This is a genomic window from Dyella sp. 2YAF14 (assembly GCF_052114725.1).
Classification (GTDB): Bacteria; Pseudomonadota; Gammaproteobacteria; order Xanthomonadales; family Rhodanobacteraceae; genus Dyella.
The window spans coordinates 221,341-237,065 of the sequence record NZ_JBFRFH010000005.1 but is presented as its reverse complement, the minus strand read 5'-3'; the positions used below and the strand labels follow the sequence as shown (position 1 = coordinate 237,065).

Below are 15,725 nucleotides of genomic sequence, written 5' to 3'. Positions count from 1 at the left end.
GTGCTTTCCGCCACCTTCTGCCGGCACCTACACTGAGCCGGCCCACCCGGGTAGTCAGGGAGAGAGACATGCGTCGTCCGTGGGAATGGCTGTGCCCGCTTGTGTTGTTGATCGCGCCAGCCATGGCGCAGGACGTACCACCACCGTTGAAGGATTGGCAGGATTGGGTGTTGCATGAAGTGCCGGAGCATGCGTGCCCGGTGCTGAGCACTGCAAGCGGTACCACGGCAGACCGACAGTGTGCGTGGCCCGGGCGGCTTACCCTTGACGCCGGCAAGGCTGGAGCCCGCTTCAGTCTGGACGTCCATGTGGATGGGCGCAGTTGGGTGGCGCTGCCCGGTGACGAGCGCAACTGGCCACAGCAGGTGGGTGTCAACGGCAAGCCGATGGTCGTGCTGGACCACGACGAAAAGCCGGCCTTGCTGCTCGAGCCGGGCGACTACGCGCTACACGGCACGCTGCCCTGGGAAAACCGACCAGCGCGCCTAGAGGTGCCTGTTTCCATCGGTCTCGTCACGCTGACACTGGACGGCACTCCCGTGACGCGTGTCGAACGCAACGGCGCGCAGTTGACGCTGGGCGAGGCCGCTGAGGCCCAACGCGTGGCAGATGCCTTGTCCATGCGCGTGTTCCGGCGACTGCAAGATGGCATGCCGGCCGATCTGCAGACCGAGCTGCAACTCAACGTCACCGGCAGTTCGCGCGAACAACTGCTCGGACCGGTCTTGCCCAAAGGGTTTGTCGCCACGTTTATCGAAGGCGGCTTGCCGGCACGACTGGAAAGTGACGGACGCCTTCGCGTGCAGCTGCGTCCTGGCCAGTGGGCAATCACCTTGGGCGCGCGCAGTACCGAAGTCCCAAAACAGATCAGTCTGAACCTGCCTGGCGCCCCTTGGCCCGCCCAGGAAATCTGGAGTTACGAAGACCACCTCTCGTTTCGCACCACACGCGTCGAAGGACAGCCTACCGACGCTGGCCAGGCCGATGTGCCGGACCTGTGGGTGGATCTGCCGGCATTCGCCCTCGATGCGAACCACGGCCTCAGCATCGAACAAGGCATGCGCGGTGGTGAGGGCGGGCAGGGCGATCAGATCACGCTGCATCGCCAGTTGTGGCTTGACTTCGATGGCAAGGGTTTTACTGCCGCCGATCGTCTGACTGGCTCATTGCGCCGCAGTCAGCGACTGGATGTCGCTGCGCCGTGGCAATTGCAAAACGCATCGCAGCCGGAGCGTCCGCTGCTGGTGACCGACGGCGGCAACGGTCGCAGCGGTGTCGAACTGCGCGACGCGCGGCTCAACCTAACGGCAGGGCTGCGACTGCCCGAACGTGGTAGCGCGCCAGCAGGCGGTTGGTTGCTGCCGTTGGAGAACATCGAGACCACCTTGCACCTCCCTTATGGTTATCGCCTGATCGGTGCGTCGGGCGCCGATCATTCGCCCGACTCCTGGGTGGCGCAATGGAGTCTGCTCGACCTGTTCGTGGTGGCGCTGATTGCGCTGCTCGCCGGACGCTTGCTGGGCTGGCCGTGGGCGCTCGTTGCGCTGGGTTTTCTCGCGCTCGCACAACACGAGGCCGGCGCGCCCCGCTGGACGCTGGCACTGGCATTTGCACTGGCGCTGCTGGTGCGTGCGTTACCCGAAGGCAGGTTGAGGTGGGCGTCACGCGTCGGCGCGATGGCGCTGTTGGTGATCGCTGTGCTGTGGACGCTGCCATTCGCGGCCGCGCAAATGGAATACGCGCTGCATCCGCAGCTGGAAGAAGGGCGTATTCAAAGCGGCGTCCAGTCGGAAGTGAGTCGTAGGCTCCAGGCACGGGTCGACATGGTGGAACAGGCGGGCTACATCGCTCAGCCCGCGCCTCCACCGCCACCGCCACCGCCACCGCCACCGCCAGCGGATGCATCGGGGTCCGAAGAAGCCGCGCCTGCGATGATCGCGCCGTCCGCGGGCATCGTTGGCGGTCAGCCGCCGCCAATGATCCTGCAGAAGGTAAAGCCTCAGCGCTCACTGGAGTCGGTCACCGTCACCGGCTCGCTGATCAATGTCGGGCAGGAGTCGGACGCCCGCAGCATCATCCAGGCCGGTCGCGGCACGCCCGATTGGGATGTCGGCAACGACTATCGCCTCGCCTGGTCAGGTCCGGTCACGGTCGATCAAACCACGCATCTGGTCATTGCACCCGCATGGCTGGTTCGCCTGTTGCGCGTGGCGATGCTGGCCTTGCTGCTCATGCTGCTGGCCAGACTGGCCTCGCGCCTGTGGCCAACGCTGCAGGGACAGTGGCGCGGTGTGCGCATACGCGGTAGCGCGACGGCGTTGCTGGTGCTCGCCTTGGTGCCGCACGGCGCCCATGCGCAGGCCACGCCGAACGACGGCATGCTTGTGCAGTTGCGCAACCGTCTCACCGAGGCACCCAAGTGCGCGCCTGATTGCGCGGCTGTGGCGCAGGCCACGTTCCTGGCGAATGGCGATCAGCTGATCGTCGATATGGAAATGCACGCCGGTACCGACGTTGCCGTGCCGTTGCCTTTGGGCGGTCCTGTATTGATGTTGCAGACCGTGGCGGTCGATAACCGGGACGCTGCGTTGACGCGCGACGACGATGGCGTGCTGGTCAGGCTGGAGCGTGGCGTGCATCACGTATCGCTGCGGTACAGCGCATCATCGGCCGACGTCGCAACGCTGCATTTCCCGCTGCGCCCGCAGCACATCGTGTTCAACGGCAATGGCTGGAAACCCGATGGTGTGGCCGATGGTCGCCTGCTCGGCGATAGCCTCACGTTCAATCGAGTGCGCGTCATGGAAGACGGCAGCACACCCACTGCCATGACGCAGGCATTCCCGCCGTATGTCCGGCTCACGCGCACGCTGGTGCTGGGCAGCGAGTGGACGGTGCGCAACACGGTGCAACGCATCGCCCCCAACGAAGGCGGTTTCAGTCTGGACCTGCCGCTGCTGCCCGGCGAGCATCCCCTGGGTGACGACGCCCGTGTGCACGATGGCCGCATTGGCGTCACCTTCAATGCCAGCGAAAACAGCAAGAGCTGGACGAGCCGTCTGGATCGCGCCGACGTGCTCTCCTTGACGGCACCCGGACTGGGCGAACGCGCGGAGACTTGGGTATTGCAGTCCTCGCCCATGTGGCATCTGGACGCGAAGGGCGTACCGTCCAGCCAGGACGGTCAGGGCCTGCGCTTCCAGCCGCTGCCGGGCGAGAGCCTGCATGTCACGGTGACGCAACCCAAGGCCATCGCCGGTGACAGCCTGGCCTTCGACCGGGTGGACGTGGAAAGCCGCGCAGGCGAGCGCAGCACGGAAACCCTGCTCACGCTCACGGCGCGCAGCACGCGCGGCGGCGAGCACGCCATCGGCTTGCCGAAGGGTGCCGAACTGCTGGAGGCCAGGCGTGATGCCATCGCTTTGAGTCTGGCGATACGCGACGACAAGCTCAGCCTGCCGCTGCTGCCGGGCACGCATGTCTACACGTTGCGCCTGCGTGAGCCGCAAGGTGTGGCGTTTGGTACGCGCACGCCGCTCTTCGAACTGAATGCACCGGCTGCGAATATCCAGTTGCGTCACACGCTCCCCGAAAGCCGCTGGGTGCTGTGGACCTGGGGGCCGCGCATGGGTCCGGCCGTGCTGTACTGGTCGCAGCTCATCGTGCTGCTGATGGCCGCATGGCTGCTGGCCCGCTACACGCCCACGCCGCTGCGTTTTCATCAGTGGCTGCTCTTGGGCCTGGGCTTTTCCGCATTCGCGTGGGGTGCGTACGCCGTGGTGGTCGTGTGGTTGATCCTGTTGGGGCTGCGCGCGCGTCACGTCCTGCCGGAGCGCTATCGTGCAAGCTTCAACCTCGCGCAGATCGCGCTGAGTATCGTCACGCTGGTGGCCATCGTCGTGCTGATCTCGGCTGTGCCCAAGGGTCTGCTCGGTCTGCCCGACATGCATGTGAGTGGCAACGAATCCACCGCGTGGCAGCTCAACTGGTTTGCCGATCAGACCGACAGCGTGTTGCCGCAGGGCGGGGTGCTGAGTGTGTCGCTGTGGGTCTACAAGATCGCCATGCTGTTGTGGGCGCTGTGGTTGGCCAATGCCTTGATCGGCTGGTTGCGCTGGGGGTTTGAGGCGTGGAGCAAGGGCGGGTACTGGCGGGCGCGCAAACCTAAGGTGGCAGAGCCGCCGCCGGTGCCGGAAGCAAGTCCGTAAAGGCGAAGCGCCCCGGCGGAAGCCGGGGCGCCTGGTTTTCGTACAGGTGGCTGTCGGGCACAGGGTGCCCTCCCACAGGGGTGCCTCGCGACATTGTAGGAGCGCACCCTGTGCGCGACCCACGCAACCTCAGTCGTCGTCACTTACCTTCAAGACCAATTTGCCGGTATGGCTTCCATCGAACAGCCGATTGAGCACCATGGGCGCGTTCTCCAACCCATCCGCCACGGTTTCGCCGGCCTTGATCTTGCCGCTGACCACCCAGCCCACCAGATCCCGCACCGCGCGCGCCTGATCCTTGTAATCGAACGCCAGGAAGCCGCGCACGGTGAGACGCTTGACAATGATCACGCTGTAATCGTCTTGCCCGCGTCCACCGCCTGCATAGTTGGCGATCAGTCCGCACAGCGCCACGCGCCCGCCGTTGACCATGCGCGACAACACGGCGCGCATCACCGGCCCGCCCACGTTTTCGAAATTGACGTGCACGCCATCCGGGGTGGCGGCCGCGAGCTTCTGTTTGAAGTCATCGGCTTTGTAGTCGACCGCAGCATCGAAGCCGAGGTCTTCCACCAGGTGGCGGCATTTCTCCGCGCCACCGGCGATGCCGACCACGCGCGCGCCGCGCAGTTTGCCGATCTGTCCGGCGATGGAACCCACCGAACCCGCAGCGGCGGACACCACCAGCGTTTCACCGGCTTGCACGGGCGCGATTTCATCCAGGCCGTAATAGGCGGTGATGCCGCTGAAGCCGCAGGCGCCGAGCAAGGTGGGCAGTGCCACCGGCGGCTTGGGTGGCAACTTCACCCAGTAGCCCATCTTGTTTTCATCGAGCAGGGCATAGTCTTGCCAACCCACCAGGCCTTGCACCAGATCGCCCACCGCATAGTTCGCGGATTTCGATGCCACCACACGGCCGATACCCAGGCCGCGCATCACCTCGCCAATAGCGACCGGCGGCATGTACTGCGGGACGTCGCTCATCCACACGCGGTTGGTGGGATCCATGGACAGATACAACACCTTCACCAGGGCCTGGCCATCCGTCAGTTCGGCGGTGGTGGTTTCGTGCAGGTCGAAATGATCGAGACTGACCAGGCCTTCGGGACGGGTCTTCAACAGCAGCTGGCGATTCTTGAAGCTCATGGTGGTCTCCTGGTCAGACGGCGCGGGCGCCGCCATCGACCATCAGTTCGGCGGCGGTGACAAAGCGGCTTTCGTCCGAGGCTAGATAAAGCACCGCATAGGCAACGTCATCAGGATCACCCAGGCGATTCATCGGGTTGACGCGCGCCAGCCGGCGCGTGGCATCTGCCTCGCCCATGCTGGCGAAGATCGGCGCGACGATGCCGGTGCGGATGAAGGCGGGATGGATGGAATTGCAGCGCACATCGATCTTCTGATGCGCGCAATCGACCGCAACGGATTTGCTCAGTGCAGCCACCGCGGCCTTGGAGGTGTTGTATGCGGTAAAGCTCGGATCGGTCTTGAACGCGGCCAGCGATGAGATATTGATGATCGAGCCTGGCTGCGCGTCGCGCAGATACGGCATCGCGTGCTTGCAGCCGAGCATCACGCCTTCGAGGTTGATGCCCATCACGCGGCGCCATTCCTTCAGCTCGATGTTCTCCACGCCGCCCAGTGAACCGATGCCGGCGTTGTTGACCAGCACCGACACGCCGCCCATGGCTTGTGCAGCTTGCGCAAGCGTGTCCTTCCACGCGGCTTCGTCGCTGACATCGTGCGCACTGGACCAGGCAACCGTGGCGCCTGCGTCGCGATTGATGTCATCGGCGAGCGCCGCAGCGGCAGCGGCGTTCACGTCGGTGACGAAGACCTTGGCGCCATGCCGCGCCAGCATGTGTGAGATCGCGGTACCAAGGCCGCCGGCCGCACCGGTTACGAAGGCGCGCTTGCCCGCGACGCGTTGATTCTGTAGCTGGCTCATGAAGGTTCCTTGGGTCAGACGCAGAGATAGCCGCCATCGACATTGAGCACGCTGCCCGTCGTATAGGACGCGGCATCGGACGCGAGATACAGCACGGCCCCAGCCATTTCCGACGGCTGCGCCACGCGGCGCATCGGCACGTGGGCGAGTGCCTGCTTGAGGATGGCGGGTGTATTGACCAGCACCGACGCGAACTTGGTATCGGTCAGGCCAGGCAGCAAAGCATTGCAACGTACGCCTTGCTCCGCGCATTCCACGGCGAAGGCCTTGGTCATGGAAATCACCGCGGCCTTGGTGATCGAGTAGATGCCCTGCTGGAAGCCCGGCACCACGCCGTTCACCGAGGCCACGTTGATGATGGAACCGCCGCCGTTCTTCGCCATCAGGCGCGCACCGTGCGTAGACATGTAGAAATAGCCACGGATATTCACATCGACGGTTTTCTGAAACACCGAGGGATCGGTATCGATGATGTGGCCGAAGTACGGATTCGTCGCCGCGTTGTTGACCAGGATATGCAGTCGACCATGCGTCTTCTCGACGTGCGCATAGAGCGCCTCGATCTGTTCCATCTCGCCGATATGGCAGGCCACGGCTTCGGCCTTGCCGCCCAGGCCCACGATCTCGTCCACCACGCTCTGGCAGTCGGCCTGTTTGCGGCTGGAGACGATGACGTGCGCGCCATGGGTGGCGAGCAACTTGGCGATCTCGGCGCCGATGCCGCGGCTGGCGCCGGTGACGATGGCGATCTTGCCGGCGAGGTCGAAGGTGTTGGATGTGGTCATGGAGTGAGGGTTCCTGAGAGAGGTCCAGTCCGAGTCGTGCGATGTGCCTTATGGGCGCGTGGAGGCGGTCGTTTCATCGCAGGGTCACCAGCGATGCGTCACGCGTGCGCTCCAGGTGCGGCCATGTGTTGTACGTCGCCAGCTGAGCGCCGCGGGAGCCTAGTCGAAGGCGCGTCACCCCGGTGTTCACGAGCGACCAGCTGAGATCGAAGGTCTTGGCTTCCGGTGCCTGCAGCAGGGCGCCCGCGATCACGGCGATGGGGCCACCTGAGGTGAAGGCCCAGATCGTTTCGGCGGGCGACTGGGTAAGCTGCTCAAGCGCGTCCAGCACGTCGCGCCGAAAGTCCTGCCAGCTGCGACTGTAGTCGGCATCGTGCTCACCGCTGGTCCAGCGCCGGAGCGCTTCGACGAACAATTGTTGAAAGGCGCGATAGGGATCGGCTTGCTGCTTCATCGCCGCGCGCAGGGCACCGGCGCCGGCCAGCTCGGGTCGAAGACGCGCCAGCAATTCCAGGTGATCGACTTCGTCGAGGCCGGGCAGGGTGATCGGAGGCGTGCTGACACCGGCGGCGCGCAGGCAAGGCAGCGCGGTGTCGCGATGACGCGCACGCGGACCCATCGCCACCCGATCCGGCATCGCGCCACATTCGCCCATCCATTCGCCCAGCAGCAGCGACTGGCGTTCGCCCAGCGGTGACAACTGGTCGTAATCCTCGGCATGAAAGCTTGCCTGTCCGTGCCGGATCAACAGCAGCTCGCGCATGCGTCAGTCCTTCGCCGCCATGATGCGGCGACAACGCATGCCCATATAGCGCGCCGCATCGCCAAAGCCGGCGAACTGCGGGTTGGTGGTCTGCCCCAGCGCATAGCGCCGGTAGATCTGCTGGATGATGACCATCAGCCGGAACAGGCCGAAAACCTCGTAGAAGCGCCAGCCCGACACATCCATGCCCGTGCGCTCGCCGTAGTAGGCGACCACTTCGCGGCGCGTGAGCATGCCGGCTTCGTGGGTGGGTTGGCGGCGGAACGATTGAAACACCGCGTCGTCGTCGGCCTGCACCCAATAGGCGAGCGAGCTGCCCAGGTCCATCAACGGATCGCCGATGGTGGCCAGTTCCCAATCCAGCACGCCGATGATGGATAGCGGGTTGTCGCTGGCGAGCACCACGTTGTCGAAGCGGAAATCGTTGTGGACCACGCAGCTTGCGTTGTCATGCGCGGGTTGCTGCGCATCGAGCCAGGCAATCACGTCCTCGCACGGGTCGGAACCTTCCGTGGTCGCCTGTCGCCAGCGTTCGCTCCAACCCGCGAGCTGGCGAGCGATATAACCCTCGCCCTTGCCGAGCTCTTTCAGCCCGGCCTGGGTGGCATCTACCTGATGCAGTTCGATCAGGCGATCGATAAAGCCCAGGCACAGCGCATGCACGCCGTCGCGATCGAGTCCGAGTTCGGCGGGCAGGTCGCGGCGAAGTATCGTTCCGCTCAGCCGCTCCATCACGTAGAAGTCCTGGCCGATCACGCTGTCGTCGTCGCAACGCGCGAGGATCGCCGGCACATAGGGATAGCTGGCTTTCAGCGCGCCCATCACGCGCGCCTCGCGCAGCATGTCGTGCGCGGATTTTGCCTTGGCGCCGCGCGGCGGACGGCGCAGCACGAGTTCGCGATCGGGGTAGCTCAGCAGATAAGTGAGATTGGACGCGCCACCCGGAAATTGCCTGACGGTGGGACTGCCAACCAGGCCATCGATCTGTTGCTTGAGAAACGCATCGACGCGGGCGATATCGAAGGCGTCTTCCTCGCGCACGCTGCGCGCCTGATCCGGAATGGCGGTCATGCGGGGCTTCCTGCAGCGAGTTGAGCCTTGGCTTCGATCTTGGCGACCACGGCGCGATGCACTTCGTCCGGACCGTCCGCAAGTCGCAGCACGCGTGCATAGGCGTAGAGCTGGGCGAGCGGGAAATCGTCGGTAAGGCCGGCGCCGCCGTGGATCTGGATGGCGGCATCAGCCGCGTGTTGGGCCACCGCAGGCACCACCACCTTGATCTGCGAGATCAGGCTTAGCGCCGCCTTGCTGCCTTGCGTGTCCAGCACCCATGCGGTCTTCAGCGTGAGTAGTCGCGCCTGTTCAATGGCCATGCGCAGGTTGGCCACGATATCCGCATTGCCGCCAAGCTTGATCAGCGGCTGCCCGAAGGCCACACGCGATTGCGCGCGTTGGCATAGCAGCGATAGCGCGCGCTCTGCGGCGCCGAGCGCACGCATGCAGTGATGCACGCGACCGGGCCCCAGGCGCCCCTGTGCGATGTCGAAGCCACGACCGGGCCCGAGTATCACGTTGCTCAACGGCAGTCGCACATGGGCGAAGTGCAGTTCGCCGTGGCCGCTGGGCTCGTGGTAGTCGTGGAAGACCGGCAACATGCGTTCGATGTGCACACCCGGCGTATCCAGCGGGCAGATCACCATGCTGTGGCGACGATGCGGCTCGGCCTGCGCATCGCTCAGGCCCATGAAGATCACGAAGCGGCAATGCGGATGGCCGAGGCCGGTGGTCCACCACTTGCGGCCGTTCAAGACGATTTCATCGCCTTCGAGGGTGGCGGTGGCGCGCATATTGGTGGCATCGGACGAAGCCACATCGGGTTCGGTCATCGCAAAGCCGGAGCGGATCTCGCCGCGCAGCAGCGGTTCCAGCCATTGTTCGCGCTGCGAGGCAGACGCGTAGCGATGCAGCACTTCCATATTGCCGCTGTCGGGCGCGTTGCAGTTGAACACCTCGGGCGCGATGAACGAGTGGCCCATGATTTCGGCGAGCGGCGCGTAGTCCAGATTGCTCAGGCCGGGGCCGTCTTCCAGGTCGGGCAGAAACAGGTTCCACAGGCCGGCGGCGCGCGCGCGCGACTTGAGCTGTTCCATCACCGGGGGCTGGCGCCACTGACGATAGTCGGCGCTGCCGGTGAGTTGCGCCATATAGACGGGCTCAGCGGGAAGCACCTCATCGCGCATGAAGCCTTGCAGGCGTTCGGTGAGTTCGCGGGTGCGTTCGGCGGGGGCGAAATCCATGGCTGTGCTCCTCAACTCTCAGGGAGCGTACGCCTTGGGCGGCCAATAATTGAAATGAATATACTTTATGGGTAGACATTAGCCATAAGAATGGGCCAGAGCATGGATCGTGACAGCCGTATCGACCTCAATCTGTTCCGCGTGCTTGACGCGATCTACACGCAAGGCGGCGTGAGCGCCGCAGCGCGCGTGCTGCACCTGACCCAGCCGGCGGTGACCCACGCCCTGCGTCGTCTGCGTGACCAATTGGGTGACCCGCTATTCGTACGGCAGGGCAATCGCCTGCTGCCCACGGACAAGGTGCGCGCGATGATGCCGGCGGTGCAGGGGCACCTCAAAGGCCTGATGGCCAGCGCGCACGCACAGCCCAGCTTCGACCCAGCGCGACTGCAGATGGAGTTCGTGATCGGCTTTCGCGACATCCTCGAATCGATTGCCTTGCCGAGACTGATGGACAGCATCGGCCGGGAGGCACCCGGTGTGCGCGTAGTGAGCCGGCGCGTGGCCGCCGATGAGGTGGAGCGCGAACTGAGCACCGGCGCACTGGATCTGGCGGTGGATCGCCCCTTGCGCGCTGGCGAGCATATTTCCCACCGACGCCTGCTCGATGAGACGCTGGTGGTGGTGATGCGTCGCGACCATCCGTCGTCGCGCTCGCTGCGCCGCGCGGACTATCTCGCCGCGCAGCACGTCACCGTCTCTCCGCTGGGCGAGGCAAGCGCGCTGGATACCTTGCTGGGCCAGAACGGGATGTTCCGCGAAGTGCGCATGGTGGCGCAGCACTACTTTTCGGCATGCCAGATCACGGCGGCCAGCGACCTGTTGCTGACCGTGCCCAAGGCGTACGCCGATCACCTCGCCGTGCTCCTGCCCATCGCCATGCAGCCGCTGCCGGTGCGCATCAAGGCCATCCCGATCCTCGCCTACTGGCACGATTCCAAGGACAGCGACCAGGCGCATCGATGGTTTCGTGAACGCCTCGTCAAGTCGATCACGGCCGCCATGCAGGCGTCGCCGTAATGACTTGCGAGCGACTTGGTTGCGGCGCAGGATGCAGGTAGCAGCGCCGCGCGGTCCCCGCCATACGCGCTGAAATAACCCAAGGACGAGCCTGGCAGCTGGCTGCCGGGCCGCCCCCACGACGAGGTGTCTTGCATGTCCGAGCAGTCGCCAGCACCCGAGGTCGTTTACGACCCGACCGATCCGATGAACCGCAAGGAGCAGATGTTTCCGCGGCTGGATCCATCCATGGTCCGGCGCATCGCAGCCTATGGTCGCGAGGAAAACGTAGCCGCCGGCACCATGCTGTTCCAGCGCGGTGAGCGCGGCGTGGATTTCTTCCTCGTGCTCGATGGCCTGGTCGAGATCCTCGATGTGGATCAGCACGGTCAGTCCAGCGTATTCACCATGTATGCGGCGCGCCAGTTCAGTGGCGAAATGAACATGTTCAACCGCCGCGCCGTGGTTGCATCGGCCCGCGTGGCGATGGATAGCCGCGTGCTGCGCGTTCACGCGGACGATTTCCGTCGCATGGTGGCCGCCGAAGCGGACATCAGCGAGATCATCATGCGTGCCTTCATTTTGCGGCGCGTAGGCCTGATCCGGGCCGGTTTCGGCGGCGTGATCCTGGTGGGGCCGGGGCATAGCGCCGATACCTTGCGGCTCGAACGCTTCCTGGTGCGCAACGGCTATCCGCATCGCCTGATCGATTCGGAGACCGACCCCGACGCGGGCGGTTTTATCGAGTGCTTCCAGCTCACGCTCGACCAGCTGCCGGTGGTGATCTGCCCGGAGCGTTGCTTCCTGCAGAACCCGAGCACCGCCGAGCTGGCCGACGAACTGGGGCTTACCGAGACCATCGATCCCGATTTCGTCTACGACGTCGCTGTGGCCGGCGCGGGCCCCGCTGGTTTGGCTGCCGCCGTGTACGCCGCGTCGGAAGGTCTTTCCACCATCGTGGTGGAAGGGGTGGCACCGGGCGGCCAGGCCGGTACCTCGTCAAAGATCGAGAACTACCTGGGCTTTCCCACCGGCATTTCGGGACAGGCGTTGGCCGGTCGAGCGCAGGCGCAGGCGCAGAAGTTCGGCGCCCGCCTGGCGATCTCGCGGCAGGCCGCAGGCATCGATTGTTCGGTGCATCCGTATCGCCTGTTGCTCGATGACGGCCAGAGCGTGCAGGCACGCGCGGTGATCGTGGCCACCGGCGCGCGCTATCGCAAACTCGATGTGCCGGGCTATGAGCATTTTGAGGGAGCAGGCATCCATTACGCCTGCACCGCGATGGAAGGGCAGCTGTGCAAGAACGAGGAAGTCATCGTCGTCGGTGGCGGTAATTCCGCCGGACAGGCCGCGGTATTCCTCTCGCGCATCGCCTCGCACGTGCACGTGCTGGTGCGCTCGTCGGGCCTGGCCGCCACCATGTCCGATTATCTGGTGCAGCGCATCCTGCAGTCTTCGTCGATCACCCTGCATACGCATTGCGAAATCGTAGGGCTTGAAGGGGAGGGTCGTCTTCATCGCGTGACCTGGCAGCAACGCGAGAGCGGCGAGTCCACGACGCGCCCTTGCAGCAATGTGTTTGTGATGATCGGCGCCGAACCCAACACCGACTGGCTCAAGGATTGCCTGGCGCTCGACAGCAAGGGCTTCGTGCTTACCGGTCGTTGCGACCAGGGCCATATCCTTGAATCACCGTACGCAACGACCAAGGCCGGCATCTTCGCCGTTGGCGATGTGCGCTCGGGGTCGGTGAAGCGGGTGGCGTCTGGCGTGGGCGAGGGCTCGGTGGTGATCCAGGCGGTGCATCGTTATCTGTCGCCCACGGCGGTCTGAGGCGGTACAGGCTCTACACTGTGGCTTCCTTCGTGTTGGAAGCCCGCCATGTCGGCCTGGTCGATCGTCAGTCATTTCCCTGCATTCGACCGGAGCCGTCATCGTGGCTGAAGTGCGTGCAATCGTCGCCGATGCCGCCGATGCGCTCGGCGAGCGACTCGAGGCCGAGTTGTTGTTGTTGCACGTGCTCGGCAAGCCTCGCAGCTGGCTGATCGCCCATGCCGACGACGAACTCGACGACACCCAGATCAAGGCGTTCGACACGCTGGTGCAGCGCCGGCGCGATGGCGAGCCGGTGGCATACATCACGGGCCATCGTGGATTCTGGACCCTGAACCTGGAAGTCACGCCGGCCACGCTGATTCCGCGGCCGGAAACCGAATTGCTGGTGGAGCTTGCCCTCGCGCGCATGACCTCGGCCACGCGAGTGGCGGATCTGGGCACCGGCAGCGGCGCGATTGCGCTGGCCCTTGCGCGTGAGTGCCCGACGGCGTCGGTGGTGGCGACGGATGCGAGCGCCGACGCGCTTGCCGTGGCCACGCGCAATGCCGCCAGGCACGGCATAGGCAACGTTCGTTTTGCACATGGCAACTGGCTGGCGGCGCTGGCGGACCAGCGCTTCGAACTGATCGTCTCCAATCCGCCGTACATCGAAGCGAGCGATCCACATCTCGCGCAAGGCGATCTGCGTTTCGAACCGTCGTCGGCGCTGGCTGCCGGGGCCGATGGCCTCGACGACATTCGCCAGATCGTGGCGCAGTCGCGCGACCATCTCGAGCCCGGCGGTGCGCTGTTGATGGAACACGGCTGGAACCAGGGGCCGGCGGTGCGCGAGGTGTTGTCCGCCGCGGGCTACCGCGATGTATTCACCGAGCAGGATCTGGAACAGCGCGATCGCGTCAGCGGCGGGATCTGGCCCGGAGCCTGATGGACGTCCAAATGAAAACGCCGCGCAGTGCGCGGCGTTTTCATCGAACTTCGGTGATCGAACCGATCAGGCCGTGACCTGGCTGCGCGAGCCCACCTGCGGAAAGCGGGCGCGGATCGCACGGCGGATGCTCGGCAGGTCGAGGCCAGCCATGGTCAGCACTTCTTCACGGCTGCCGTGTTCCAGGTAGGCGTCCGGCAGGCCCAGGTGCAGGATCGGCTTGACGATGCCATGCGCGGCCAGGCACTCGGCCACGCCGCTGCCCGCACCGCCGGCAATCGCGTTGTCTTCCAGCGTCACGAACGCATCGTGGGTGCGAGCCAGTTCCAGGATCATCGCCTCGTCCAGCGGTTTGACGAAGCGCATGTTCACCAGCGTGGCGTCCATTTCGGCGGCAATCTCCGCCGCCGGCGCCAGCATCGCGCCGAAGCTGAGCAGTGCCAGCCCATGGCCGCGACGACGCAGTTCCGCCTTGCCGATCGGCAGCGTTTCCAGCTCCTGCTGCAGCGGCACACCCGGCCCCGTGCCACGCGGGTAACGGATCGCGGCGGGGCCGTGATACTGGAAGCCCGTGGTGAGCATCATGCGGCATTCGTTTTCGTCCGCCGGCGCCATCACCACCATATTCGGCAGGCAACGCAGGAACGACAGATCGAAGCTGCCCGAGTGCGTGGCGCCATCGGGGCCGACCACACCGGCGCGATCGATCGCGTAGGTCACGTCGAGGTTCTGGATCGACACGTCGTGGATGGCCTGGTCGAACGCACGCTGCAGGAAGGTGGAGTAGATCGCCACCACCGGCTTGGCGCCTTCGCAAGCCATGCCGGCGGCCAGCGTCACCGCGTGCTGCTCGGCAATCGCCACGTCGAAGTAGCGCTGCGGGTATTCCCTGGAAAAACGCACCAGGCCCGAGCCTTCGCGCATGGCGGGCGTGATGCCCAGCAGGCGCTCGTCGGCGGCGGCCATGTCGCACAGCCAGTCGCTGAAAATGTCGGTGTAAGAGGGCTTGGACGGGCCGGCTTTCTTGACCAGTCCCGCCTGCGGATCGAACGGACCCACGGCGTGGTATTCGATCTGCGCCTGTTCCGCCGGCGCGTAGCCCTTGCCCTTGGTGGTGATCACGTGCAGCAGCTGCGGGCCGGGCAGGTTCTTCACCGTGCGCAGCGCAGTAAGCAGCTGCGGGATGTTGTGGCCATCGATCGGGCCGGTGTAGTGGAAGCCCAGTTCCTCGAACAGCGTGCTGGGCACGAACATGCCCTTGGCGTGCTCTTCCCAGCGCTTGAAGAAGCGGCCGAAGAACGACTGCTTCGGAATGGCGCGCTTGGCCCGCTCGCGCAGCGCATTCAAGCGACGGCTGCTCATGGCGCGCGCCGCCATCTTGGTCAGCGCTCCGACGTTCTCGCTGATCGACATGCCGTTGTCGTTGAACACGACCAGCATGTTCGGCTCCACGTCACCGCCGTGGTTAAGCGCTTCGAAGGCCATGCCGGCGGTCATCGCGCCATCGCCGATCACGGCGACGACCTTGCGCTGATCACCCTTGCGCTGCGCGGCGATGGCCATGCCCAGCGCTGCCGAGATGGAGGTGGACGAGTGGCCCACGCCGAAGGTGTCGTACTCGCTTTCCTCGCGACGCGGGAACGGAGCGAGGCCGTCCTTCTTCTTGATCGTGGTGATGCGGTCGCGACGGCCAGTGAGAATCTTGTGCGGATAGCACTGGTGGCCGACGTCCCACACCAGGCGATCGTTCGGCGTGTCGAACACGTGGTGCAGCGCGACGGTCAGTTCCACCACGCCCAGGCCAGCGCCGAAATGGCCGCCAGAGCTCGCCACGGCTTCAATCAGGTATTGGCGCAGCTCGTCGGCGACGAGAGGCAGCTCGTCGTCGGACACTTTGCGCAGGTCGGCCGGCGTCTCGATGGGCGCCAGATGGGGGTAGCGGGACAGGTCGTTCATTGGCGTAT

The 15,725-nt window shown here is 65.1% G+C and carries 11 protein-coding genes; 4 read left to right on the top strand and 7 right to left on the bottom strand.

Annotated features, from left to right (window positions below; all coding sequences use genetic code 11):
• Positions 1-68 precede the first annotated feature (68 nt).
• Positions 69-4,208 (top strand): hypothetical protein, encoded by a 4,140-nt coding sequence (locus AB4Y82_RS10925; protein WP_441611273.1) that lies wholly within the window; start codon positions 69-71, stop codon positions 4,206-4,208.
• A gap of 129 nt (positions 4,209-4,337) precedes the next feature.
• Here AB4Y82_RS10925 and AB4Y82_RS10920 read toward each other — a convergent pair whose 3' ends face one another.
• The 6 genes from AB4Y82_RS10920 to AB4Y82_RS10895 all read right to left on the bottom strand — a co-directional run bounded on the left by AB4Y82_RS10920 (position 4,338) and on the right by AB4Y82_RS10895 (position 10,001).
• Positions 4,338-5,354, bottom strand: a complete 1,017-nt coding sequence (locus AB4Y82_RS10920; protein ID WP_441603113.1) for an NADP-dependent oxidoreductase — start codon at positions 5,352-5,354, stop codon at positions 4,338-4,340.
• A gap of 13 nt (positions 5,355-5,367) precedes the next feature.
• Positions 5,368-6,156 (bottom strand): SDR family oxidoreductase, encoded by a 789-nt coding sequence (locus AB4Y82_RS10915; RefSeq protein WP_441603112.1) that lies wholly within the window; start codon positions 6,154-6,156, stop codon positions 5,368-5,370.
• A gap of 14 nt (positions 6,157-6,170) precedes the next feature.
• Positions 6,171-6,941, bottom strand: a complete 771-nt coding sequence (locus tag AB4Y82_RS10910) for an SDR family oxidoreductase (protein WP_441603111.1) — start codon at positions 6,939-6,941, stop codon at positions 6,171-6,173.
• 73 nt (positions 6,942-7,014) lie between these two features.
• Complete coding sequence (locus tag AB4Y82_RS10905; RefSeq protein WP_441611272.1) at positions 7,015-7,704, bottom strand: histidine phosphatase family protein; 690 nt, start codon at positions 7,702-7,704, stop codon at positions 7,015-7,017.
• A 3-nt stretch (positions 7,705-7,707) separates the two neighbouring features.
• A complete protein-coding gene (locus AB4Y82_RS10900; RefSeq protein ID WP_441603109.1) occupies positions 7,708-8,775 on the bottom strand; it encodes a phosphotransferase family protein in 1,068 nt (355 codons plus the stop codon).
• Positions 8,772-10,001, bottom strand: a complete 1,230-nt coding sequence (locus AB4Y82_RS10895) for an acyl-CoA dehydrogenase family protein (RefSeq protein ID WP_441603108.1) — start codon at positions 9,999-10,001, stop codon at positions 8,772-8,774. The genes AB4Y82_RS10900 and AB4Y82_RS10895 overlap by 4 nt, the downstream gene beginning before the upstream one ends.
• 102 nt (positions 10,002-10,103) lie before the next feature.
• Here AB4Y82_RS10895 and AB4Y82_RS10890 point away from each other — a divergent pair, with 102 nt between their 5' ends.
• From AB4Y82_RS10890 to prmC, 3 genes are all read left to right on the top strand, one after another.
• A complete protein-coding gene (locus AB4Y82_RS10890) occupies positions 10,104-11,021 on the top strand; it encodes a LysR family transcriptional regulator (RefSeq protein ID WP_441603107.1) in 918 nt (305 codons plus the stop codon).
• 135 nt (positions 11,022-11,156) lie between these two features.
• Positions 11,157-12,833 (top strand): FAD-dependent oxidoreductase, encoded by a 1,677-nt coding sequence (locus AB4Y82_RS10885; RefSeq protein ID WP_441603106.1) that lies wholly within the window; start codon positions 11,157-11,159, stop codon positions 12,831-12,833.
• A gap of 103 nt (positions 12,834-12,936) precedes the next feature.
• A complete protein-coding gene (prmC, locus tag AB4Y82_RS10880; RefSeq protein ID WP_441603105.1) occupies positions 12,937-13,761 on the top strand; it encodes a peptide chain release factor N(5)-glutamine methyltransferase in 825 nt (274 codons plus the stop codon).
• Positions 13,762-13,827: 66 nt separating this feature from the next.
• Here prmC and dxs read toward each other — a convergent pair whose 3' ends face one another.
• Positions 13,828-15,717: a 1-deoxy-D-xylulose-5-phosphate synthase gene (dxs, locus tag AB4Y82_RS10875; RefSeq protein ID WP_441603104.1), complete on the bottom strand. Its 1,890-nt coding sequence runs from the start codon at positions 15,715-15,717 to the stop codon at positions 13,828-13,830.
• Positions 15,718-15,725: the final 8 nt, after the last annotated feature.

Coding starts and splice junctions, on each gene's coding strand:
- AB4Y82_RS10905 (WP_441611272.1), bottom strand. CDS start 7,704: ATGCGCGAGCTGCTGTTGATCCGGCACGGACAGGCAAGCTTTCATGCC.
- AB4Y82_RS10885 (WP_441603106.1), top strand. CDS start 11,157: ATGTCCGAGCAGTCGCCAGCACCCGAGGTCGTTTACGACCCGACCGAT.
- AB4Y82_RS10900 (WP_441603109.1), bottom strand. CDS start 8,775: ATGACCGCCATTCCGGATCAGGCGCGCAGCGTGCGCGAGGAAGACGCC.
- AB4Y82_RS10925 (WP_441611273.1), top strand. CDS start 69: ATGCGTCGTCCGTGGGAATGGCTGTGCCCGCTTGTGTTGTTGATCGCG.
- AB4Y82_RS10890 (WP_441603107.1), top strand. CDS start 10,104: ATGGATCGTGACAGCCGTATCGACCTCAATCTGTTCCGCGTGCTTGAC.
- dxs (WP_441603104.1), bottom strand. CDS start 15,717: ATGAACGACCTGTCCCGCTACCCCCATCTGGCGCCCATCGAGACGCCG.
- AB4Y82_RS10915 (WP_441603112.1), bottom strand. CDS start 6,156: ATGAGCCAGCTACAGAATCAACGCGTCGCGGGCAAGCGCGCCTTCGTA.
- AB4Y82_RS10920 (WP_441603113.1), bottom strand. CDS start 5,354: ATGAGCTTCAAGAATCGCCAGCTGCTGTTGAAGACCCGTCCCGAAGGC.
- AB4Y82_RS10895 (WP_441603108.1), bottom strand. CDS start 10,001: ATGGATTTCGCCCCCGCCGAACGCACCCGCGAACTCACCGAACGCCTG.
- AB4Y82_RS10910 (WP_441603111.1), bottom strand. CDS start 6,941: ATGACCACATCCAACACCTTCGACCTCGCCGGCAAGATCGCCATCGTC.